Below are 20,654 nucleotides of genomic sequence, written 5' to 3'. Positions count from 1 at the left end.
TGCGGAGTTCATCCAGTGATTTGTTTTTGAGTGAAAGCATCAGCGGCGCTGATGCAAAGGCACTACCTTGTTGTCCATGCCGAGCAGCGCATCGATCGCCAGCGGCTCTTCGTTGAAGATGGTGCCGGCGAGCGCCGGGCGGGCGAGGTGATATCCTTGCAGGAGGTCGACGCCGCCATCGAGCGCGACGCGCAGATGCGTGGCATGCTCGATGCCCTCGACCAGCACCTTGGCGCCGCGGTCGTGCAGCGTCGAAACCAGCGGCCGGAAGAACCGCTCGGCAGCGGCATGGCGGCAGAACTCGGCAAACCAGCCGCCGTCGATCTTGACGATGTCGGGCGACAGCAGGCTGATGCGCGCTTCGGTCGAATGTCCGGTGCCGAAGTCATCGATGGCGATGCGGACACCGTCACGCCTCATCTCGCGCACGAGGCGGGCGAGCACATGCTCGTCGGCTGCCTGCTCGGTGATCTCGCAGGCCAGCATGGCCGGCTCGAGGCCGAAATCGCTGAGATGCCTGGCCATCAGCCGGATCTCGGCGAGCGCCCGTCCGAGATGATCGTTGATCATCGGATTGTAGTTGAAGAACAGGGTAAGGCCATCGACGCCGATGTTGCGGTAGTTGCCGAGATGCAGCATCCGGCACATCGTCTCGACGAACAGACGGTCCTTTGCCGCAACGCTGTCGAAGAAAACTTGCGGCGCAACGGGCGTCGCGCCGCGCCGCGGCTCGATCAGCGCCTCGACGGCGACAGGTTGCAGCGATCTGCCACGCGGCGCGAAGATCGGCTGGTAGGCGCTCCACAGCCGGAACTCGCCATAGACGCCGAATTGAAGGCCGATCTCGTCTTCGAAGATCGCTTCGGCGACACTTCGCCGCCTTTCGGGGCGCTGCCTGTCGGGCCGCCCGATCATGGCGTCACCTTGCGCCCAAACGCCTTGGTCGGGCGAGCTGACGCCACCGGAGCGGGACTGGCGGCCGCGATCGTTTTGCCCTCCCCGGCCGCGGGCGCCTGCACGCTCTTGCCGAAGACGCGAAGACTGGTCGAGGCCAGCTCCGGCCGGGCAAGCACATAGCCTTGCACCATCGACGCCCCGGATTTCTCGGCGAGCTCGAGCTGCCAGCCTTCCTCGATGCCTTCGAAAACCGTGCGGATGCCCTGATTTTCGAAGCTCGTCACCATCGTCGTCAGCAGCGCGAATCCGGCCCCGGACTCCATCAGCTGCGTGATCCAGTTGGCGTCGAATTTGACGATGTCCGGCCGCAATTCCTTGATGCGGTTGATGTCGGATTCGTCGGCGCCGTAATCGTCGACGGCGATGCGGAACCCGTTGGCGCGCAGCGCCTCGACGAAGCTGTAGAGCGTTTCCTGCGAAGCCGATTTCTGCTCGGTGACCTCGCACACGATGCGGCGCGGGTCGATACCGGCCTCGTGCAGCACCAGCCGCATGTCGCGCAGCGCCTTGTCGACGATGGCGCGGTCGGTGAACACCGACGGATCGAAGTTGACGAAGATCGACGCCTCTTGCGGCAGACAGCCGCCGGCGTTGAGCAGATGCAGCGTCCTGGTCAGCGCCTCGATGTGCAGCCGGTCGCCTGCGGGGCAAGTGCCGAAGAAGCTCATCGGCGATTGCGGCTCACCGTCGCGGAACGGGCGGATAAGCCCCTCGAAGGCGACGAGCGAAAGCTTGCCTCCATCGAAGGCGAAGATTGGCTGGAAGGCGCTCTGCAGCGTGTAGATTCCCCAGACACCGCTTGAGGTGCCGTCATCATGACGGATGATATGGGCAAGCCCGATGCTGCGCGACAAAGGTCCCTCGCTCCGCAGAGTAAGCGCAATTCGATCTGCCATCCTGCCAGCCAAGGGTTTACCGCTCGTTGATGAATTTATAGTTGCCGCTCACGCCACCTTGACCTCTGGATCATCCGACAATGCTTGCGCTTGGCCCGATGATGCGACATGAGAGGCGCCGCGGCCGATCCTGGCCGCGCCCTTCTCTTGGAGACGCTCTGTCATGGCCTTTCTTGCCGACGCCCTTTCCCGCGTGAAGCCTTCCGCGACCATCGCGGTGACGCAGAAAGCGCGTGAGCTGAAAAATGCCGGCCGTGACGTCATCGGCCTCGGCGCCGGCGAGCCGGACTTCGACACGCCCGATAACATCAAGAACGCGGCAATCGAGGCGATCCGCCGTGGCGAGACCAAGTACCCGCCGGTCTCCGGCATCGCGCCGCTGCGCGAGGCGATCGCCAAAAAATTCAAGCGCGAGAACAATCTCGACTACCGACCGGAGCAGACCATCGTCGGCACCGGCGGCAAGCAGATCCTGTTCAACGCCTTCATGGCGACGCTGAACCCCGGCGACGAGGTCATCATCCCGCGCCCCTATTGGGTGAGCTACCCGGAAATGGTGGCGATCTGCGGCGGCACGTCCGTCTTTGCCGACACCTCGATCGACAACGGCTTCAAGCTGACGGCTGAGGTGCTGGAAAGGGCGATCACGCCGAAGACGAAATGGCTGCTGATGAACTCGCCGTCCAACCCATCGGGCGCCGCTTACACCGAGCGTGAACTCAGGGCCCTGGCCGACGTGCTGCTCAAGCACCCGCATGTCTGGACGCTGACCGACGACATGTATGAGCACCTGACCTATGGCGACTTCGTCTTCAAGACCATCGCCGAGGTCGAACCGAGCCTCTACGAGCGCACGCTGACCATGAACGGCGTGTCGAAGGCCTATGCCATGACCGGCTGGCGTATCGGCTACGCCGCCGGCCCGGTGCCGCTGATCAAGGCAATGGACATGATCCAGGGCCAGCAGACTTCCGGCGCCTGCACCATCGCGCAATGGGCGTCCGTCGAGGCGCTCAACGGCCCGCAGGACTTCATCGCCAAGAACAAGGCGATTTTCCAGGGCCGGCGCGACCTCGTCGTGTCGATGCTCAACCAGGCGCGCGGCATCTCGTGCCCATCGCCGGAAGGCGCCTTCTACGTCTATCCGTCCTGCGCTGAGCTGATCGGCAAGAAGACGAAGGCCGGCAAGGTCATCGACAATGACGAAGCCTTCTGCTCGGAGCTGCTCGACGCCGAAGGCGTTGCCGTTGTGTTCGGATCGGCCTTCGGCCTCGGCCCGAACTTCCGCATCTCCTACGCAACATCGGAGGCGCTGCTGGAGGAAGCCTGCACCCGCATCCAGCGCTTCACTGCGTCGCTGACCTGATCGGCAACGCCGCCATCCACAAAAACCCGGCTTCGCGCCGGGTTTTTGTTGGACGGCAATCAGCCGCCATACTGTTCGTCGGAGACCGCCTCGAGCCACTCGGCATGGACGCCGTCCAGCGCCTCCTGCATGGCGACATGCGTCATCGTGGTTTTCGGTCCGGCGCCATGCCAGTGCTTTTCGCCCGGCGCGAAGGAGATGACGTCGCCAGCCCTGATCACCTCGATCGGCCCGCCCCATGTCTGCGCAAGCCCGGCGCCGGCGGTGACGTAGAGCGTCTGGCCGAGCGGGTGCGTGTGCCAATGCGTGCGGGCGCCCGGTTCGAAACTGACCAGGGTTGCCCTCAGCCGCGCCGGCGCCTCCTTCTCGATGATCGGCGTCTGCAGCACCTTGCCGGTGAAATACTTTTCAGGCGCGATGATCGTCGGCACGCTGCCGCACGCAATGATCTTCATCGTAGAAACTCTCAAATCGTTAGGGACCGTCCGCCGCAGCGGGAGGTCAGTTTCTTGCTATATGGCGACCGACGCAATCGCCTTTGAGCGCTTGAGCCACCGGGCTGTTCGAAACCGAGCACAAAACCAAAGCCGGCGCATTTCCTATTTTCCTTGCCCTCTCCGCTAACCCGTGTGACGATGGCCTTGGCAGGTGGTGAGCAACAACCCCGCCCGCGACGGCTGAACAGGCCGGCCGCCGCTCCCAGGGAAACGCCTGAGTGGAGGTCAGCCATGGGTAATCGCGCCGGAGGACGACGCACGGGACCGAAATGCATCGCCATAGTCGGTCCCTTCGCAAGCGGTAAGACGACACTTCTCGAAGCTATCCTCGCCCGCACGGGCGCCATTCCCCGCCAGAATCCCGTTTCATCGGGCAACACGGTTTCCGATCATTCGCCAGAAGCCCGCGCCCACGCCATGAGCGTCGAGGCGACCTTTGCCACGACGGAATTCATGGGCGAGCAGTTCACCTTCGTCGATTGCCCCGGTTCCATCGAGTTCGCCTTCGAGGCGGAGCCGGTGCTTGCCGCCTGCGATGTCGCCGTGGTCGTGGCCGAAGCGGACGAAAAGAAGATACCCGCGCTTCAGCTCATCATGCGCAAGCTCGACGATCTCGGCGTGCCGCGCATCCTGTTCCTCAACAAGGTGGACAAGGCGGTCGCCGGCGTGCGCGAGACGCTAAAGATGCTGCAGCCGGCCAGCTCGGCGCCGCTGCTGCTGCGCCAGATTCCCTTGCGCAAGGATGGTGTCGTCATCGGCTCGATCGATCTGGCCTTGGAGCGCGCCTATGTCTACCGCGAATATGCCGAAAGCCAGGTCGCCGAGATTCCGGACGACGACAAGGCGCGCGAGCTCGAGGCACGGTTCTCGATGCTGGAGACGCTGGCCGACCATGACGACCAGTTGATGGAGCAGTTGCTGGAGGAGATCGAGCCGCCGAAGGACGCGATCTTCGATGACCTTGCCGCCGACCTGCGCGCCGGCTCGGTGACGCCGGTGCTGATCGGTACCGCCGAGAAGGGCAACGGTGTGCTGCGCCTGTTGAAGGCTATCCGCCACGACGCGCCTGACGTCGAGGCGACGCGCAAGCGCCTTGGCGCGCCCGATGGCAGCCAGACGGTCGTGCAGGCGATGAAGACCATCCACACCGCGCATGGCGGCAAACTGTCTATTTCGCGTGTGCTTTCCGGCCAGGTGGCCGACGCGGCCGAACTCTTCCTCTCCAGCGGCGACACGACGAAGGTCTCCGGCATCTACAAGATGCTTGGCAAAGACCAGTTGAAGCTGCCGTCGGCCAAGGCTGGCGATACCGTCGCGCTCGGCAAGCTCGACAATGTCAGGACCGGCCAAACGCTGAGTTCGGCCAAAGGCGGCATCAAGCCGCTGATCGCCCTGGAGCCCCCGCAACCGGTGTTCGCATTCGCTTTGCGCCCCAAGGAGCGCAAGGACGAGGTCAAGATGTCGGCAGCGATCCAGAGGCTAGCCGAGGAAGACCCCTCGCTCAGCCTGCACCACAACCAGGACTCCGCGGAGACCGTATTGTCGGGCCATGGCGAGATGCACCTGCGCGTCGTGCGCGAGCGGCTTGAAGGCAAGAACCAGATCCCGATCGATGGCCATTCGCCGGCCGTTCCCTATCGCGAGACGATCCGCAGATCCGCGCAGCAGCGCGGCCGCCACAAGAAACAGTCGGGCGGCCACGGCCAGTTCGGCGACGTGGTGATCGAGATCAAGCCGCTGCCGCGCGGCACGGGTTTCCAGTTCACCGACACCATCACCGGCGGCGTCGTGCCAAAAACCTACATCCAGTCGGTGGAGACCGGCATCCGCGACTATCTGAAATCCGGTCCGCTCGGCTTCCCGGTGGTCGATGTCGCCGTCAACCTTTCGGACGGCTCCTATCATGCCGTCGACTCGTCCGACATGGCCTTCCAGATGGCGGCCAAGCTGGCGATGAAGGAAGGCATGGCGGCCTGTTCGCCGGTTCTGCTGGAACCGATCATGAAGGTCGAGATCGTCACGCCTTCAGATGCGACTTCGAGGATTATCGCTTTGATCCCGCAGCGGCGCGGCCAGATCCTTGGCTATGACGCGCGGCCCGGCTGGCCGGGCTGGGACGTGGTCGAAGCGACCATGCCCCAGGCCGAGATCGGCGACCTGATCATCGAGCTGCGCTCGGCGACGGCAGGCGTCGCCAGCTACAAGGCCGTCTTCGACCATATGGCCGAGCTGACCGGGCGCCTCGCCGACGAGGCGATGAACGCCAACGGCAAGGCCGCCTGATCGGATCTTGTTGAAGACGCGAAAACGGCGCCCGGATCGTCCGGGCGCCGTTCTTAATTGCGGACTGTCTTCCTTGGGAGGCAACGGCAGGTCCGCCGCATCAGGAAATGGATCGGACGCGGTAGCTGCCTGAGCCCGGCCTGTCCGAGTGATGCCCCCATCTCCCGGACCGACCAACCGCGTCCTATGATCTACCTAATCGATAGAGTGCGTCTGCGACATGTTACCCGATGTTACATGTCACTGTTACGCGGGCCGCGCGCACGCATTTCTGGTGTCGGCGTGACTTCGGCGCAACAAAAAAGCCGGATCAATAAAGATCCGGCTGAGTTTGATTGGAAGTGCCGATTAGGGCTAACCTCCAGAGGGGAACACTCGAGGGCGCTAATGGGAGGAGAACGCGCCCTGGAGATGAACTATATATGTGCTCATCATGCTCAAGAAACAAGCATCTATTTTGCAACACACGCATGCAAAAAGAGGTAGGCTGTGGTCTAACCCGTCCCGAGAACCGATAGGACCAGAAAAAATCGTCGAATCCAGAGCCGTTCCGGACTGAAAGCGATCGCTGATATGCAAACCGGGTCAGATTCCGGCGCCGAAATACGCTAAATTCACAATGATGCGAACTTGGGCTGGTCGCGTTTATTTCTGCGGCAGGAGAGCCCGATGCGAACTTTTTCGGCAATTGCCGCAGCGCCTTCTGCCCCACGCCATGGCGCGCTTAAGTCCTCAGACCGGCGCCACCCCTGGATCGGCAGGCCCCTGCTAGTAGGACCAGCTGCGCGCCTTGGCGATGATGAAATCGCGGAACACGTGCAGCTTCGCCTGGTTCTTCATCGCGTCGGGATAGGCGAAATAGGTGTCGAAGGACGGCACCTCGGTTTCGGGCAGCAACTGGACGAGGTTCGAGTCCTTGTTGATGACGTAGTCGGGCAGCATGGCGATGCCGGCGCCGCCCTGGACCGCGCGCTTGATCGACAGGATGTCGTTGATCTGCAGCGTCGGCACCCTTTGCCCGCCCTCGAAATCGCCCACCGTCTCCAGCCAGTTCAGCTCCGACAGATGCGAGGGCACCGGCACGCCGAAGGTGACGATCCGGTGGTTCCTGAGCTCGGCGATCGAGGCGGGCTTGCCGAACTTCGCCACATAGGAAGGCGACGCATAAAGGTGGAAATGCACCGTGAACAACCGGCGCTGGATAAGATCCGGCTGCTGCGGCTGGCGCAGGCGGATGGCGCAATCGGCCTGACGCATGGTGAGGTCGAGCTCCTCGTTGGCGAGGATGAGCTGCAGGCTGATCTCGGGGTAGAGCTCGATGAATTCCTGCACGCGCTCGGTCAGCCAGCCGGCCCCGAGCCCCACCGTTGTCGTGACCCTCAGCACGCCGGACGGGCGATCCTTGGCCTCGGTCAGCCGCGACTTGATCGTCTCCAGCTTCATCAGCACGTCATGTGCCGTTCGGAACAGCATCTCGCCCTGCTCGGTCAACACGAGGCCACGCGCGTGGCGATGGAACAGCGCCACGCCGACGTCATGCTCGAGCGCGCTGACCTGCCGCGAGATCGCCGACTGCGACAGGTGCAGCGTTTCGGCGGCATGGGTAAACGACCCAGCCTCTGCCGCAGCGTGAAACACGCGTAGCTTGTCCCAGTCCAGCGCCATGATTCCCCTCGTGTTGCCTTTGGCGTCTGAATGAAAAATCAGGCTTTTAAACGGCTTTTTTCAGCCGATCGATTATTCCGCCGCTTCGCGGTGAACCTCGATCCCCGCCAGATATTTCTCCGCCTCGAGCGCGGCCATGCAACCGAGCCCGGCAGCTGTAACCGCTTGCCGGTAGACATCGTCGGTAACGTCGCCGGCAGCGAAAACGCCAGGAACGTCGGTACGGGTCGAATCGGGCGCCGTCCACAGATAGCCGTTCGGCTTCTGCTTCAGCTTGCCAATGAAAAGCTCGACCGCCGGCGCATGGCCGATCGCGACAAAGACGCCATCGACCTGCAGCCGCGACACTTCGCCCGTCATCACATTGCGCAGCTTCAAGCCGTCGACCGAAGGCGGCAGCGGTGCCTTGCCCGGCTGCCCGGTGATCTCGTCGACGACGGTATCCCAGATGATGCGGACATTGTCCTTCTTGAACAGCCGCTCGCGCAGGATGCGCTCGGCGCGGAAATCGTTGCGGCGGTGAATGACGGTGACGCTCTTGGCGAGGTTGGCGAGGTAGAGCGCCTCCTCCACCGCCGAATTGCCGCCGCCGACCACGGCGACATCCTTGCCGCGATAGAAGAAGCCGTCGCAGGTGGCGCAGGCCGAGACGCCGAAGCCCATGAAGGTCTGCTCGGACGGGATACCCAGCCACTTGGCTTGCGCGCCGGTGGCGATGATCAAAGCGTCGGCGGCGTAGACGGTGCCGGAATCGCCGGTGGCGCGGAACGGCCGCACGTTGAGGTCGACCTCGGTGATGATGTCGTTGACGATCTCGGTGCCGACATGCTCGGCCTGCTTGAGCATTTGCTCCATCAGCCAGGGGCCCTGGATCGGATCGGCGAAGCCCGGATAGTTTTCGACGTCGGTGGTGATCATCAGCTGACCGCCCTGCTGCAGGCCGGCGACAAGCATCGGCTTCAGCATGGCGCGGGCGGCATAGATCGCCGCGGTGTAGCCGGCCGGCCCGGAGCCGATGATGAGAACGGGCGCGTGTTTGGTGTTCATGAAAAAGTCCCCTGCGGCGCGAGGGCCGTGGTTTTGTTGCCGGTAATGTAAGTGCTGCCCGCCAAGCCAGCAAGGCAGCTTGGCCTTCGTCCCCGGAAAGCTTCATAGTGGTATACAGGGCCATATCGCAGCCAGTTGCAGAAAAATCATCGCAAAGGGATGGCCTCGTGCGCGAAACCAAATTACAAAATCGCGAAAGATTCTTGCGCGAAAGCCGATCATGCCGCTCAAAGCCGATCTCGACGCCATCGACTGGAAGATCCTGCGAGAGCTGCAGAGTGACGGTCGTATGACCAATGTCGAGTTGTCCGGCCGCGTCGGCATCTCGGCGCCGCCTTGCCTGCGCCGCGTCAGGCGACTGGAAGAGGCCGGCATCATCCGCGGTTACCGTGCGCTCCTCAATGCGCCGGCGCTCGGCATGGATGTCGTCGCCTTCTGCCTGATCGGCCTGCACCATCAGGCCGACGCCGAGCTCAAGGCTTTTGCCGAGCGGACGAGGGGCTGGCCAATCGTTCGCGATGCCTGGATGGTGTCGGGCGAGTCCGATTTCCTGCTGCATTGCGTGGCAAGCGACCTTGGCACCTTCCAGACCTTCGTCATCGAGGAACTCGCCTCGGCGCCCAATGTCGACACGGTGCGCACCGCGCTGACCATCCGCCGGGTCAAGGATGAGGGGCTGGTCGCCTTTCCGGCTTAATGCGCCGGCTTCCGATGAAGCCGCTGGAAAAACAGCGGTTTGGCGCTCAATTTTGAATCAATCCGCGATCATTGCGATCGTATCGCGGTGAGCAGACCTTCCAGGTCCCGCACATCGCGCAGCGGCAAAACGGAAAAGCCGCCTATCGGTGTGGCTTCGCCATCGACAAGCCAGCCGCGCTCGAGGCCGGCGCGCTGGCCTGCTTCCATGTCGGCCGGCTTGTCGCCGACGATCAGCGATCGCTTGAGATCGAGGCCGAGGCGGCGCCCTGCCTCGAGCAGCATGCCCGGATTGGGCTTGCGCATCGGATGGTCGGCGATCGCCAGCGGGCCCGAACCGGCCTCGTGGTAGGCGCAGGCCAGCACCATGTCGACGGCTGCGTTCTTCTCGGCAAGCAGTTCGAGCACCCGCTGATTGACCCGGGCGAAGGCATCCCAGCCAAAATAGCCGCGCGCGATACCGGACTGGTTAGTGATGAGGATGACCGGAATGCCGCGCCGATTCGCGGCTTCTATGGCAGGCGCGATACCGTCGCGCAGCACCATGGCGTCCGGATCGTCAGGATAGCCGGTATCGATATTGATGGTGCCGTCACGGTCTAGAAACAGTGCCGGCAGGCCAGCCGGAAACGCCTTGGCGCCAATCCGCTCGATCCACAGGCCAGGCTCGACGAGCGGAAAATCCCCTTCGCGGTCAGCCATTGCTGAGACGCGCTTCGACCGCCTCGCACAGGTGGTGATAGAGGCAGAGATGCCCCTGCTGGATGATCGGCGTCGAGGTCGACGGCACGTTGAGCAAGATGTCCGTGAGCGGCTTGAGCTTGCCGCCGGTGTCGCCGGTGAGGCTGATCACCGTCATGCCCATGGCCCGCGCCTGCTCGGCGGCGGCAAGGATGCTCGGCGAATTGCCGCTGGTGGAGATGGCGAGCAATACCGCGCCTTCCGACCCATGCGCCTCGACCTGGCGTGAGAAGACGGTGTCGAAGCCGTAGTCGTTGCCCCAGGCGGTCAGCACCGCCGCATTGGCCGGCAGCGCGATGACATTGTAGGCCTTGCGCTCTTTAAGAAACCGGCCGACCAGTTCGCCGGCGATGTGGATGGCGTCGCTCGCCGAGCCGCCATTGCCGCAGATCAGCAGCGCCTTGCCGTGTGACAGCGCCTTCACGACCGCGCTCACCGCGCGCTCCATCTCGCCGGTGAGATCGCGCTCGACCATTGCCGAGATCGCCGCCGCGGAGCGGACCAGATAGTCGTTCAGCTCGGACATGAAACCCTCAATTCGCGCCGCCGGCGCGCAGCTTGCCGATGGTTTTGGTGGTGCTCTTGCCGGCGACGAGGTCGACCAGCACCACACGCCCGCCCGCGTTCTGCACCACGTCGGCGCCGACCACGGTCTCGATCGTGTAATCCGCGCCCTTGACCAGGATGTCGGGCAGAAGCGCCTCGATCAGCTTGAGCGGCGTGTCTTCCTCGAAGACGACAACGGCATCGACCGAGGCGAGCGCCGCGAGCACGCAGGCGCGGTCGTGCTGGTCGTTGACCGGACGTCCGGGCCCTTTCAGCCGGCGCACCGAGGCGTCGCTGTTCAAGCCGAGCACCAGCCGGTCGCATCGGCTGCGCGCGGCGTGCAGCAGGCTGACATGGCCGGCATGCAGAATGTCGAAGCAGCCATTGGTGAAGCCAACCGACAGCCCCTCCTCTTTCCAGGCCGCCACCATCCTGGCCGCCGCATTGGCGTCGAGAATGGCGTCCTTGTGGGCGACCGGTCCATGCGAGCGGAACAGCGCGCCGGAAAGCTCCTCCACTGTCAGCCGCGCCGTGCCGCGCTTGCCAACGACCACGCCGCCGGCGGCATTGGCGATTGTAGCAGCCTGCACCCGGTCGGCGCCCGCGGCGAGCGACAGCGCGAAGGTGGCGATGACCGTGTCGCCGGCGCCGGAGACGTCGAACACTTCGCGCGCCTGCGTGGAGATATGGCGGGCATCCTCCGCGGTGACCACGCTCATGCCCTTTTCGCTGCGCGTCGCGACGATGAACTCGAAGTCATGCGCGGCAATCAGGTCGCGTGCCGCAGCGACGATCTCGTCATCGCCGAAGACCGGGCGTCCGACCGCCTCGCCGAGTTCCTTGCGGTTGGGCGTGACCGCCGTCGCCCCGGCATAGCGCGCATAGTCGCGGCCCTTCGGGTCGATCAGCACCGGTTTTCCGGCATCGCGGCAGATCGCGATCAGTTCGGCCGCCACGCCGTCGAGCAGGATGCCCTTGCCGTAGTCGGACAGGATGACGATATCGGCGCGCGCAAGGGCAGCCTGGAAATGCTCGACAAGCGTCGCCCGCTCGCCACTGGACAACGGTTTGATTTCCTCCTCGTCGAAACGCAGCACCTGCTGGTTAAGCGCGCTGAAGCGGCTCTTCGACGAGGTCATGCGGTCCTGCCGCTGTGCAAGGCCGTCCGTATCGGCGCCAAGATCGCCGAGCATGCGCATGAGATTGTCGCCGGCCTGGTCGGCGCCGATGACGGAGACCGGGATGGCGGCGCCGCCCAGTGAAACGATGTTGGAAACGACGTTGCCGGCGCCGCCCAGGGCCACCACCTCGCCCCGCCCATGCAGCACCGGGATCGGCGCTTCAGGCGAGATCCGCTCGATGACGCCGTTGACGAAACGGTCGAGGATGAAATCGCCGACCACCAGCACGGTGACCTCGCCGAAGTGGGCGATGGTGCGATGCAAGGGCTCCGGGGAAGGCAGATGGTGCTTGATCATCTCACTGGCGCGCGCCGAGAACGGCGGTTCTTGATCGGGGTTGCAGCGCCGGAAATGCGGCGCTCTTCATTCTTCGCGATGCCGATATACCGCAATCGGGGCCAGCGCAACGGCGGGCCGTATCGCCCACGGCCAAGGCGCCGGACGGATCAGCTCTTCTGCAAGGCGACATGGACGCCGAGACCGACAAGCACGGCGCCACCTGCGCGCTGCATAAGGCGCTGCGCGCGACCGGAGCGCCGCAGGCGCGCAATCATCGCGCCGGCGAGAAAGACGCAAACGATGTCGGCCGACGAGAACATCAGGTTGACGACGGTTCCCAGCACCACGAACTGCAGCCAAACCGGCAAGGTCGCCGAGGCATCGATGAACTGCGGCAGGGATGCCATGAAGAAGATTGCTGTCTTGGGATTGAGCACCTCGACCGTGATGCTTTCGAAAAAGGCGCGACGCGCCGATTTTCGCTCGATGGCAGGAAGCGTTCCGTTTCCCTGGATCTTGGCGCGGAACAGCGAAACACCGAGCCAGATCAGGTACAGCGCGCCGACAAGTTTGACCGCCATGTAAAGCGGCGGCACGGCATGGAACAACACCGACAGTCCGGTTGCGGCGGCAAGGACATGGACATAGCCGCCGAGATGGATGCCGAGCGCCGCCGTCAGCCCCGACCAACGCCCGCGCGCCATGGTCTGCGCGGCGGCATAGAGCATGGCCGGTCCGGGAATGTAGGCGAAGATAGCCGTGGTGACGAAAAAGGCGATAAGCAGTTCGGTCGACGGCATCTTGATCCCTCACGATAGGAGCCGACTGAAGCGGGAGCTTTGCGGCCTCACTGTGGCGACGAACCGGTCTGCCCTGATTTGGCAAGAACACGCGCCATGAACTTGTCATGGTCGACGACCGCGCGCTCGTGGAAACCTTCGCCGATCAATCCATTCTCGTCGCTGCACGATACCTTGAAGCGCAGCTTTCGCCCCTGCACCGCGACAAGCTCGACATCGGCGGTGACGGTCATGCCGACGGGCGTCGCTGCGACATGGCTGACGTCGACATGGGTGCCGACGGTTCTCTCATGGCTGCTCAGGAACGGACGCAATGCCTCGACGCACGCCCATTCGATGAAGCCGACCATGAAGGCGGTGGCGAAAACCGGCGGCATGTCGGCGAAACCCGCAAAGGCCGTTGCCATGGCCGGAACCGTCAGGGAGTCGTCGACCCGCAGGGTTTGAAGGTAGTGAAGGCCGGGCTTTAAATCGGATGTCATGGCTATACCAACGGCAAGAACGCACACCGACGGCTCATGCCACGGCCCTCAAAGGCACCATAGCTTGCTTCGACCGAAGACATATCGTTCGGCGCGCCAGAGCTTATCTCGCGAGCCGTTCTGCCGATCCATCCCTACATTCGTCGTAGCCGACGCTCCGCAACCGGCGACCTTTTATCGACACTCTCTCGCGCCTCCCCTATAAGGGCCGGAATCGGCAACGAAACAAGGCTCACAAGGATGATCATCGTCACGGGCGGCGCCGGCATGATCGGCTCCAACATCGTCGCCGCGCTGAATGCCGAAGGCCATGACGATATCTTGGTCGTCGACGATCTGACCGACGGCCACAAGATCGCCAATCTGGCCGATCTCCGCATTGCCGACTATCTCGACAAGGACGAGCTTCCGGCCCGGCTCGAGGATGGCGGGCTGGGCCGCATCGAGGCCGTCTTCCATCAGGGCGCCTGCTCGACCACCACCGAATGGAACGGCAAGTTCATGATGGACGTGAACTACGCTTATTCGAAGCGCCTGCTGCACGCCTGCCTGGCGCTGCGGGTGCCCTTCCTCTATGCCTCCTCGGCTTCGGTCTATGGCGGCGGCAGCGAGTTTCGCGAAGAGCCCGAATTCGAGCGGCCGCTCAATGTCTACGCCTATTCGAAGAAGCTGTTCGACGACTATGTCCGCCGCAATGTCTTCGACACCGATCACTCGCAGGTCGCTGGCCTGCGCTATTTCAACGTCTACGGGCCGCGCGAGGCGCACAAGGGCGCCATGGCCTCGGTTGCCTTCCATTTGTTCAACCAGGTCGAGCAGGGCCAGAACCCGAAGCTGTTCGGCGCCTATGGCGGCTTCGGCCCCGGCGAGCAGAGCCGCGACTTCATCCATGTCGGCGACGTCGCCGACGTCAATCTATGGCTATGGAAGCGGGGCTCAAGCGGCATCTTCAACTGCGGCACCGGCCGCGCCCAGCCGTTCCGCGCCATTGCCGAGACGGTGATCGACACGCTCGGCAAGGGTGAGATCGAGTTCGTTCCCTTCCCCGAACACCTAAAGGGCAGCTATCAGAGTTTTACCGAGGCGGATATGTCCCGCTTACGCGCGGCCGGCTACAATGGCCAATTCCGCACCGTCGAAACCGGCGTCAGAGACTATGTCCAATGGCTGAAAGCCCAACGATCCTCGTGATCGGCCCACGCTGGGTGGGCGACATGGTCATGGCCCAGTGCCTGTTCGCCGCGCTGAAGGAAAAGCATCCGAATGCGGCCATCGACGTGCTCGCGCCGGCTTGGGCAGCGCCCCTGGTCAAGCGCATGCCCGAAATACGCTGCCAGATCGACTTTCCACTGATGCCCGGCACGCTCGAATTCCGCAGCCGCAGGCGCTTCGGCCGCCTGCTGCGCGGCCGCTACGACATGGCCTATGTGCTGCCGGGGAGTTGGAAATCGGCGCTGATCCCGTTCTTCGCCCGGATTCCGCGCCGTGTCGGCCATCTGAGGGAAATGCGCTACGGCCTGCTGACCGACATCGTTCCGCTGCCCGATGCGGTGAAGCGGCGCACGGCTCAGGCCTATTTCGGCCTGGCGCGCGGCGGCACTTTTCGCCCGCCGAAGCTCACCGTCGATATGGCCAATCAGGCCGATCTGCTGGCGCGGTTCGGGCTGGGTGCAAAAGAATTCGTCGCCCTGTTGCCGGGCGCCGAGTTCGGCCCGGCGAAGCGCTGGCCGAGCGAATACTATGCCGAGCTAGCCCGCGGGATGACGGCAAAAGGCTTGGGCGTCGCCTTGCTCGGCTCGAAGAACGACGCTGAGGTTACCGGCGAGATCGCGAGGCTTGCGCCGGGCGCCGTCGACCTTGCCGGCAGGACGAAGCTGGAGGATGCCATCGACCTGATCGCCGCGGCGAAGCTCGCCGTCTCGAACGACAGCGGACTGATGCACGTCGCGGCCGCCGTCGACACGCCGATCGTCGCGGTCTATGGCTCGACCTCGCCCGAAAACACGCCGCCGCTGACCGATCGTTCGGAACTGATCTGGCTGCATCTTTCCTGCTCGCCCTGCCACAGCAAGGTCTGCCCGCTCGGCCATCTCAACTGCCTTAAGACGCTCGATGTCGCGCGGGTCGCTGCCGCCGCCGACCGGTTGCTTGAAATTCCTGCGGCCGCATGAGGGTTCTCATCGTCAAGACATCATCGATGGGCGATGTCATCCACACCTTCCCGGCCGTCGAGGACGCGCTCCGCAATCGCCCGGACATAAGCTTCGACTGGTGCGTGGAAGAGGCCTTTGCCGCCGTCGTCGCCTTGCATCCGGCGATCGGAACCATCCACAAGGTGGCGCTCCGGCGCTGGCGCAAGAAGCCGTTCGACGGCGGCACATGGCGCGAGATGGCCGGCCTGCGACGTGCGCTTCGCTCGCGCCGCTACGACCTGGTTATCGATGCACAGGGGCTGTTGAAATCGGCCGTGGTCGCCAAGCAATCCGGCGCGCCGATCGCCGGCTTCGACCGCTCCAGCGCCCGCGAGCCCTCGGCGACGCTGCTTTACGAGCGCAAATACGCCGTGCCGCGCGAGTTGCACGCCATCGAGCGCACCAGACGCCTGTTCGGCCTGGCGCTGGGGTATCAGGCGGACCTCTCGACGCTCAGCTCCGGCATAGTGCCGCCGGCAGGCGGACTTTCCGGCGTCGAAGGTAAAACGGCTTTCCTGCTGCACGGCACCAGCCGCGAAGACAAGAAATGGCCGGTCGAAGACTGGGTCGAGACTGCGCGCCGATTGGTGTCGCAGCAATTTACACCGATCATCACCTGGTCGAACGAAGCGGAGAAGCGTGTTGCCGAGGCGACCGCCGGCGCCGTGCCGGAAACGGTGCTGGTTCCGAAATCGCTGCTAGCGGATGTCGCCGCGATCCTCGGCCGGTCGACGCTCGTCATCGGCGCCGACACCGGCCTCACCCATCTCGCCAGCGCTTTCGGCCTGCCGACCGTCGCCATATTCCTGGCGACGGAGCCCGGGCTGACCGGCCCGCGCGGGCCCTATTCATCGACACTGCTGGCGCCCGCCGGCGGCAAAGTCACGGCGGCCGAAGTGATGGCTGAAGCGGAGCGGCTGCTGGTGCTTAGATCGGAAACGCCAGTCTAGCCCTCAAATAAATTGCACCTGGACGATCTCGTAACCCCGTGCGCCGCCCGGGGCGTTGACCTCGATGGCATCGCCGACTTCCTTGCCGATCAACGCGCGCGCGATCGGCGAGGAGATCGAGATACGGCCGGACTTCACGTCCGCTTCCTGGTCGCCGACGATTTGATAGGTCTTCTTTTCCTCGGTGTCCTCGTCGACCAGCACGACCGTGGCGCCGAACTTCACCTTGTCGCCGCTGAGCTTCGAGACGTCGATCACCTCGGCGCGCGCGATCAGGTCCTCGAGCTCGTTGATACGGCCCTCATTATGGCTCTGCGACTCTTTAGCCGCATGGTACTCGGCATTCTCGGACAGGTCGCCATGCGAGCGCGCTTCGGAGATCGCCTCGATGATGCGTGGACGCTCTTCCTGCTGGCGCCAACGCAGTTCTTCCTTCAATGACGCGAACCCCTCGCCTGTCATCGGGACCTTGATCATGATGCCTGACCTTTCCTGCCACCACCCCCGCTTTTCGGGAATAGCCTTGTCGTTGGGTACAAAAAGAAAACGGTCCGGCAGCCTCGGGCTAACGGAACCGTTTCACCACAATTTCCCTGAATATAGCGATCTCCGCGCGATTTTCACGCTCAAAAATGAAGTTCAGTAAAATCACCACCGCTTTTGCAAGGCCGTCCGGCGCTAAATCGGAATACCGGCAGCAAAAAACCGACTGCGATTGCTCGCAGCCGACTTCGAAAAGCATCGATGAAGAATCAGCTCCTCAGGAAACGTTCGATCTGCTCCGACAACATGCCGTATTCGCGCGAGCTTTTGCCGGTCCGCTTCTCGATTTCCTTGAGCTGCTCCTGCGCGCCGGCAAGATCGCCGATTTGCAGATGGGCCTCGCCGAGATATTCGCGCACCAGTGTGTAGTCGGGGTCGATGCGCAGCGCTTCCTCGTAATAGCCGAGGCCGACCGTGACACGGCCGGAATGGCGATGCGAATAGCCGAGATAGTTGAGAATGCGCGGATCCTGCTTGTTGGCGGCGAGCGTCAGCACCGAGATCGCCTCGTCGTAGCGCCCGGCCATCGCCAGATCGTGGCCTGCCTCGTAGATGCTGTCGTCATCCAGCATGCCGTACTGCGGCACGACGCATTTCTTCTTCTTCTTGTCCCAGACCTGACCCTTCTTGCATTGAGTGGTAGTCTGGCTGCCACCGCCACCGCCCTCGCCGGCGGTGAATGCAGGCGCCGCGAACAGCGGCAGGCTAACGGCAGCAGCCAAGACCTGAACAAGCAAACGTCTGCGCATCGGAGCCTCCTTGAGCGTGACAACGGCAGATTAACGCCGCTTCGATGCGGTTTCATCCCGAAAACCTGTCAAAAGCCAAACTATTTGGAGGTCGGGAGCGCATCGCCTCTGCGAACGGATGTGACGCGGGCCGCAAATCCGCTATCATCAGTCGAGCGCACGACGAGGAGAAAGGCCAGTGCAGCAGCGCCTCGAGAAGGAATGGGAGCTTTCCATCGACCCGGATACCGTGCGCCTGTTCATCCTGAAGGCCAAGGCGCTGAGCGCCGCCGTCAACGAGGACTACGACGACGGCGCCGAGCACGAGGTCGAGTTCGATGGCGACAGGCGCGACAGTCACCATCACGACGGCCTTGTCGAGGAGGCATCGGAAGACCTCACCGAGGAGGAGTTCCGCGAGCTGATCAACGACCTCAACGTCGATGAAGCGGCCGAGCTCGTAGCGTTGGCCTGGGTGGGCCGCGGCGACTACGAAGCTTCCGAATGGGTCGACGCGGTGGCGGCCGCGCGCGAGCGCGCCAACAAGCGCACCGCAAAGTACCTGCTCGGACTGCCGCAGCTCGCGGATTGGCTGGAGGAAGGCCTGGAGGCGATCGGCGCGTAACGAACCGGTAACCGATTTTGATCGCAGCGCCGCAGCGTCCAAGGCAACCTTGCGATGCCGGGCCCGTTTCCGGCCGATGGCGAGGCTGAGCTTTTCCGGATTTTGCAGACTGGCGCTGCCTTTGGCGGCGGGGATTTTGCTGGTCACGCCGGCCGATGCCAAGCATCGTCACAGGCAGCCGCTGACACCGCGCATGGAGCAGCCGTTGACGCAGCGGGCCGATCAGCCACTGCGGCCGAGGATCAAGCACCGCGTGAGACCGCGCGGCAAGCAGCAAGTCGCGCCAAAGCTGGCGCAACAGCAAACGCAGGACCAGCCGATCTTGCCCGCCGATGCTCCGGTGCCAGAACCACGGCCCGCAGAAGCGCAAAAGGCCGGCACCGCAACGCTGGAAGAGCAGAAGGCTGCCGGTCCAAAGGACGCTGACGCATCCGACCAGATCAATCAAGAAAAGTCTCGTGAGGGAAAGCGGCAGCATCCCGAGTCTTCGGCCACCGAGCCGTCAACCGACACGGAAGGCGAACCTGAGGCGCCGTCTGCGGTGCCGATTCCGACGCAACGACCCGACATCGCGGAACCGAAGCCGCCCGCTGCCGCACCAAAGCCACCTGAAAAGCCGGCTGATACCCACGACAACAAAATACTGCCCGATCCGCGCTCCGCTGAGCTGCCAGCCGACAAGATGCCGGCGGAGGAGGTTGCCTGCCGTGAGCGCCTCAAGACGCTCGGCGTCGAATTCGAGGAGCACAAGGCCGAGCACGAAGCCGAGATCGGCTGCTCCATTCCCTATCCCATCGTCATGAAAACATTAGGAAAATCGATCAGTATAGGCGCCGGAGCCGAACTCAACTGCCAAATGGCGGAGGCTGCGGCACGATTTGCCGTCGAAGTCATCCAACCCGCCGCGAAGGCCGAATTTGGCGCCGATCTCAAATCGATCGGCCAGGCCTCCGCCTTTGTTTGCCGCCCGCGCAACGGTGGTGGAAAGCTTTCGGAGCACGCCTTCGGCAATGCGCTGGACATCGCGTCCTTCACACTCTCCGACGGCAGGACGATCGAGGTCGGCCCGGTGCCGCCCGAAAAAGATGCAAACTTCCTGAACACGATCCGCAAGGCCGCCTGCGGGCCGTTCAAGACGGTGCTCGGCCCAGGCAGCGATCCGGACCATGCGCTGCACTTCCACTTCGACCTCGAACCGAGACGGAATGGCGGAACGTTCTGCCAATGAGTGGGTGCGAAGAACAGATGCCGCAATTCGGCCCCAGGCGTGAATGCCGGCGCTGATCTTTCCTTTACTCTTGCCGACTAGACTTGTGCCATCCGGGGACAGGATGCCTTTCGATGGCCGCAATATTTGGCGCCAGCCTCGCCTTGGCGCGACTAAGCACTCGTGCGCGCTCCGTTGCCGTCAGAATGACAACGGGGCTCGCAATCACAGCGGTCTCGGCCTGCACCACCGGCGATGTCTTTTCGCTGCAGCCGGCCGTCGACGTCGGCAGCCAGACCTCCGCCATGCCCGAGGCTCCGCAATATTCCGGCATGCAGAGGCTTGTTCCGTCCGATCCCTACCTGACCCAGGCAGCCTATCCGCGCATGGATGAGCCCTTGTCTTCGCCCGAGCAGATGCCGGCCGGCGAGATCGACTGCCGCAATGAACTGAAACGGCTTGGCGTCGTTTACCAGGACATCCAGCCTATCCACGAAGGCCAGTGCGGCATCGACTTCCCGGTGAAAGTTTCAGCCATCGGCAGCGTCGAGATGAAACCGGCAGCGACACTGACCTGCAACATGGCCGCGACCTTCGCCGCCTGGACCAGGAACGAGCTCGTGCCGGCAGCCCGCTGGCGCTATTTCTCCGGCGTCAGGGCGATCCACCAGGGCTCGAGCTATTCCTGCCGCAAGATCGCCGGCGAGGGCGTCTTGTCGGAGCACGGCAAGGGCAATGCGCTCGACGTCATGAGCATCGAGCTCAACAATGGCAACGACATCGACGTTCGCAAGCCTGGCCTGTTTGCGTTCCGCACCCGCGGCTTCCTCAACAATGTTCGCGCCGACGGCTGCCAATATTTCAACACGGTCCTCGGCCCGGGCTACAATTACGACCACCGCAACCACTTTCACTTCGACGTCAAGAATCGCAGGAACGGCTACCGCGCCTGCCGCTGACCTTCGGCCTACTG

At 63.5% G+C, this 20,654-nt stretch carries 22 protein-coding genes; 9 read left to right on the top strand and 13 right to left on the bottom strand.

Features of this window, described 5'->3' with window-relative positions; all coding sequences use genetic code 11:
- Nucleotides 1-39 precede the first annotated feature (39 nt).
- On the bottom strand, nucleotides 40-915 hold the full coding sequence (locus A9K71_RS10895; protein WP_066994528.1) for an EAL domain-containing protein: 876 nt from the start codon (nucleotides 913-915) through the stop codon (nucleotides 40-42).
- A complete protein-coding gene (locus tag A9K71_RS10890; RefSeq protein WP_066994525.1) occupies nucleotides 912-1,811 on the bottom strand; it encodes an EAL domain-containing protein in 900 nt (299 codons plus the stop codon). Before A9K71_RS10890 ends, A9K71_RS10895 begins: the two co-directional genes overlap by 4 nt.
- A gap of 205 nt (nucleotides 1,812-2,016) precedes the next feature.
- Between A9K71_RS10890 and A9K71_RS10885 the strand changes: the two genes are divergently transcribed.
- Nucleotides 2,017-3,219 (top strand): pyridoxal phosphate-dependent aminotransferase, encoded by a 1,203-nt coding sequence (locus A9K71_RS10885; RefSeq protein ID WP_066994522.1) that lies wholly within the window; start codon nucleotides 2,017-2,019, stop codon nucleotides 3,217-3,219.
- A 59-nt stretch (nucleotides 3,220-3,278) separates the two neighbouring features.
- Here A9K71_RS10885 and A9K71_RS10880 read toward each other — a convergent pair whose 3' ends face one another.
- Nucleotides 3,279-3,674, bottom strand: coding sequence for a cupin domain-containing protein (locus A9K71_RS10880; RefSeq protein WP_066994518.1), 396 nt, complete (start codon nucleotides 3,672-3,674; stop codon nucleotides 3,279-3,281).
- Between the two features lie 273 nt (nucleotides 3,675-3,947).
- On the opposite strand from A9K71_RS10880, the gene A9K71_RS10875 reads away from it, so the two are divergent.
- Nucleotides 3,948-5,999 (top strand): elongation factor G, encoded by a 2,052-nt coding sequence (locus A9K71_RS10875; protein WP_066994514.1) that lies wholly within the window; start codon nucleotides 3,948-3,950, stop codon nucleotides 5,997-5,999.
- 768 nt (nucleotides 6,000-6,767) lie between these two features.
- On the opposite strand, the gene A9K71_RS10870 is transcribed toward A9K71_RS10875, so the two are convergent.
- Both A9K71_RS10870 and trxB read right to left on the bottom strand, forming a co-directional pair.
- A complete protein-coding gene (locus tag A9K71_RS10870) occupies nucleotides 6,768-7,664 on the bottom strand; it encodes a LysR family transcriptional regulator (protein ID WP_066994511.1) in 897 nt (298 codons plus the stop codon).
- Between the two features lie 72 nt (nucleotides 7,665-7,736).
- A complete protein-coding gene (gene trxB, locus A9K71_RS10865) occupies nucleotides 7,737-8,711 on the bottom strand; it encodes a thioredoxin-disulfide reductase (RefSeq protein ID WP_066994509.1) in 975 nt (324 codons plus the stop codon).
- 220 nt (nucleotides 8,712-8,931) lie between these two features.
- On the opposite strand from trxB, the gene A9K71_RS10860 reads away from it, so the two are divergent.
- Nucleotides 8,932-9,408 (top strand): Lrp/AsnC family transcriptional regulator, encoded by a 477-nt coding sequence (locus A9K71_RS10860; RefSeq protein ID WP_066994506.1) that lies wholly within the window; start codon nucleotides 8,932-8,934, stop codon nucleotides 9,406-9,408.
- A gap of 68 nt (nucleotides 9,409-9,476) precedes the next feature.
- On the opposite strand, the gene A9K71_RS10855 is transcribed toward A9K71_RS10860, so the two are convergent.
- The 5 genes from A9K71_RS10855 to A9K71_RS10835 form a co-directional block, all read right to left on the bottom strand.
- Complete coding sequence (locus A9K71_RS10855) at nucleotides 9,477-10,109, bottom strand: HAD family hydrolase (protein ID WP_066994503.1); 633 nt, start codon at nucleotides 10,107-10,109, stop codon at nucleotides 9,477-9,479.
- The gene (locus A9K71_RS10850; RefSeq protein ID WP_066994501.1) at nucleotides 10,102-10,674 is read right to left on the bottom strand and encodes an SIS domain-containing protein; all 573 of its coding nucleotides are present in this window, start codon (nucleotides 10,672-10,674) and stop codon (nucleotides 10,102-10,104) included. Before A9K71_RS10850 ends, A9K71_RS10855 begins: the two co-directional genes overlap by 8 nt.
- Before the next feature lie 7 nt (nucleotides 10,675-10,681).
- Complete coding sequence (gene rfaE1, locus A9K71_RS10845) at nucleotides 10,682-12,172, bottom strand: D-glycero-beta-D-manno-heptose-7-phosphate kinase (RefSeq protein WP_082980447.1); 1,491 nt, start codon at nucleotides 12,170-12,172, stop codon at nucleotides 10,682-10,684.
- Nucleotides 12,173-12,321: 149 nt separating this feature from the next.
- Entirely contained in the window at nucleotides 12,322-12,954 is a 633-nt protein-coding gene (locus A9K71_RS10840) for a LysE family translocator (protein WP_066994493.1), read from the bottom strand.
- 47 nt (nucleotides 12,955-13,001) lie between these two features.
- Nucleotides 13,002-13,361 carry a thioesterase family protein gene (locus tag A9K71_RS10835; protein ID WP_197504216.1) on the bottom strand — a complete coding sequence of 120 codons (360 nt, stop codon included), beginning with the start codon at nucleotides 13,359-13,361 and terminating at the stop codon, nucleotides 13,002-13,004.
- A 315-nt stretch (nucleotides 13,362-13,676) separates the two neighbouring features.
- Between A9K71_RS10835 and rfaD the strand changes: the two genes are divergently transcribed.
- Genes rfaD through waaC form a run of 3 tightly spaced genes read left to right on the top strand, consistent with a single transcriptional unit; the run spans nucleotide 13,677 to nucleotide 16,578 of the window.
- On the top strand, nucleotides 13,677-14,627 hold the full coding sequence (rfaD, locus tag A9K71_RS10830) for an ADP-glyceromanno-heptose 6-epimerase (RefSeq protein WP_066994488.1): 951 nt from the start codon (nucleotides 13,677-13,679) through the stop codon (nucleotides 14,625-14,627).
- Nucleotides 14,600-15,607 carry a lipopolysaccharide heptosyltransferase II gene (gene waaF / locus A9K71_RS10825; RefSeq protein ID WP_066994485.1) on the top strand — a complete coding sequence of 336 codons (1,008 nt, stop codon included), beginning with the start codon at nucleotides 14,600-14,602 and terminating at the stop codon, nucleotides 15,605-15,607. The genes rfaD and waaF overlap by 28 nt, the downstream gene beginning before the upstream one ends.
- The gene (waaC, locus tag A9K71_RS10820; protein WP_066994483.1) at nucleotides 15,604-16,578 is read left to right on the top strand and encodes a lipopolysaccharide heptosyltransferase I; all 975 of its coding nucleotides are present in this window, start codon (nucleotides 15,604-15,606) and stop codon (nucleotides 16,576-16,578) included. Before waaF ends, waaC begins: the two co-directional genes overlap by 4 nt.
- Nucleotides 16,579-16,581: 3 nt before the next feature.
- Here waaC and greA read toward each other — a convergent pair whose 3' ends face one another.
- The 3 genes from greA to A9K71_RS10810 form a co-directional block, all read right to left on the bottom strand.
- Nucleotides 16,582-17,055, bottom strand: a complete 474-nt coding sequence (greA, locus tag A9K71_RS10815; protein ID WP_027168132.1) for a transcription elongation factor GreA — start codon at nucleotides 17,053-17,055, stop codon at nucleotides 16,582-16,584.
- Between the two features lie 88 nt (nucleotides 17,056-17,143).
- On the bottom strand, nucleotides 17,144-17,320 hold the full coding sequence (locus A9K71_RS31350; RefSeq protein WP_156752633.1) for a hypothetical protein: 177 nt from the start codon (nucleotides 17,318-17,320) through the stop codon (nucleotides 17,144-17,146).
- A gap of 10 nt (nucleotides 17,321-17,330) precedes the next feature.
- On the bottom strand, nucleotides 17,331-17,870 hold the full coding sequence (locus A9K71_RS10810) for a tetratricopeptide repeat protein (protein ID WP_066994481.1): 540 nt from the start codon (nucleotides 17,868-17,870) through the stop codon (nucleotides 17,331-17,333).
- A 178-nt stretch (nucleotides 17,871-18,048) separates the two neighbouring features.
- Between A9K71_RS10810 and A9K71_RS10805 the strand changes: the two genes are divergently transcribed.
- The 3 genes from A9K71_RS10805 to A9K71_RS10795 all read left to right on the top strand — a co-directional run bounded on the left by A9K71_RS10805 (nucleotide 18,049) and on the right by A9K71_RS10795 (nucleotide 20,640).
- Complete coding sequence (locus tag A9K71_RS10805) at nucleotides 18,049-18,474, top strand: DUF3775 domain-containing protein (RefSeq protein WP_066994478.1); 426 nt, start codon at nucleotides 18,049-18,051, stop codon at nucleotides 18,472-18,474.
- A 193-nt stretch (nucleotides 18,475-18,667) separates the two neighbouring features.
- Nucleotides 18,668-19,702: an extensin family protein gene (locus A9K71_RS10800; RefSeq protein ID WP_066994925.1), complete on the top strand. Its 1,035-nt coding sequence runs from the start codon at nucleotides 18,668-18,670 to the stop codon at nucleotides 19,700-19,702.
- Nucleotides 19,703-19,887: 185 nt separating this feature from the next.
- Nucleotides 19,888-20,640: an extensin family protein gene (locus tag A9K71_RS10795; RefSeq protein ID WP_245299594.1), complete on the top strand. Its 753-nt coding sequence runs from the start codon at nucleotides 19,888-19,890 to the stop codon at nucleotides 20,638-20,640.
- Nucleotides 20,641-20,654 lie beyond the last annotated feature (14 nt).

The sequence above is a fragment of the Mesorhizobium sp. WSM3873 genome, from assembly GCF_001672445.1.
Lineage (GTDB): Bacteria > Pseudomonadota > Alphaproteobacteria > Rhizobiales > Rhizobiaceae > Mesorhizobium.
The sequence above is the reverse complement of the archived record's forward strand: the minus strand, read 5'-3'. Positions and strand labels throughout refer to the sequence as shown.

Coding starts and splice junctions, on each gene's coding strand:
- A9K71_RS10895 (WP_066994528.1), bottom strand. CDS start 915: ATGATCGGGCGGCCCGACAGGCAGCGCCCCGAAAGGCGGCGAAGTGTC.
- A9K71_RS10885 (WP_066994522.1), top strand. CDS start 2,017: ATGGCCTTTCTTGCCGACGCCCTTTCCCGCGTGAAGCCTTCCGCGACC.
- A9K71_RS10880 (WP_066994518.1), bottom strand. CDS start 3,674: ATGAAGATCATTGCGTGCGGCAGCGTGCCGACGATCATCGCGCCTGAA.
- A9K71_RS10875 (WP_066994514.1), top strand. CDS start 3,948: ATGGGTAATCGCGCCGGAGGACGACGCACGGGACCGAAATGCATCGCC.
- A9K71_RS10870 (WP_066994511.1), bottom strand. CDS start 7,664: ATGGCGCTGGACTGGGACAAGCTACGCGTGTTTCACGCTGCGGCAGAG.
- trxB (WP_066994509.1), bottom strand. CDS start 8,711: ATGAACACCAAACACGCGCCCGTTCTCATCATCGGCTCCGGGCCGGCC.
- A9K71_RS10860 (WP_066994506.1), top strand. CDS start 8,932: ATGCCGCTCAAAGCCGATCTCGACGCCATCGACTGGAAGATCCTGCGA.
- A9K71_RS10855 (WP_066994503.1), bottom strand. CDS start 10,109: ATGGCTGACCGCGAAGGGGATTTTCCGCTCGTCGAGCCTGGCCTGTGG.
- A9K71_RS10850 (WP_066994501.1), bottom strand. CDS start 10,674: ATGTCCGAGCTGAACGACTATCTGGTCCGCTCCGCGGCGGCGATCTCG.
- rfaE1 (WP_082980447.1), bottom strand. CDS start 12,172: ATGATCAAGCACCATCTGCCTTCCCCGGAGCCCTTGCATCGCACCATC.
- A9K71_RS10840 (WP_066994493.1), bottom strand. CDS start 12,954: ATGCCGTCGACCGAACTGCTTATCGCCTTTTTCGTCACCACGGCTATC.
- A9K71_RS10835 (WP_197504216.1), bottom strand. CDS start 13,361: ATGGCAACGGCCTTTGCGGGTTTCGCCGACATGCCGCCGGTTTTCGCC.
- rfaD (WP_066994488.1), top strand. CDS start 13,677: ATGATCATCGTCACGGGCGGCGCCGGCATGATCGGCTCCAACATCGTC.
- waaF (WP_066994485.1), top strand. CDS start 14,600: ATGGCTGAAAGCCCAACGATCCTCGTGATCGGCCCACGCTGGGTGGGC.
- waaC (WP_066994483.1), top strand. CDS start 15,604: ATGAGGGTTCTCATCGTCAAGACATCATCGATGGGCGATGTCATCCAC.
- greA (WP_027168132.1), bottom strand. CDS start 17,055: ATGATCAAGGTCCCGATGACAGGCGAGGGGTTCGCGTCATTGAAGGAA.
- A9K71_RS31350 (WP_156752633.1), bottom strand. CDS start 17,320: ATGCTTTTCGAAGTCGGCTGCGAGCAATCGCAGTCGGTTTTTTGCTGC.
- A9K71_RS10810 (WP_066994481.1), bottom strand. CDS start 17,870: ATGCGCAGACGTTTGCTTGTTCAGGTCTTGGCTGCTGCCGTTAGCCTG.
- A9K71_RS10800 (WP_066994925.1), top strand. CDS start 18,668: ATGGAGCAGCCGTTGACGCAGCGGGCCGATCAGCCACTGCGGCCGAGG.
- A9K71_RS10795 (WP_245299594.1), top strand. CDS start 19,888: ATGACAACGGGGCTCGCAATCACAGCGGTCTCGGCCTGCACCACCGGC.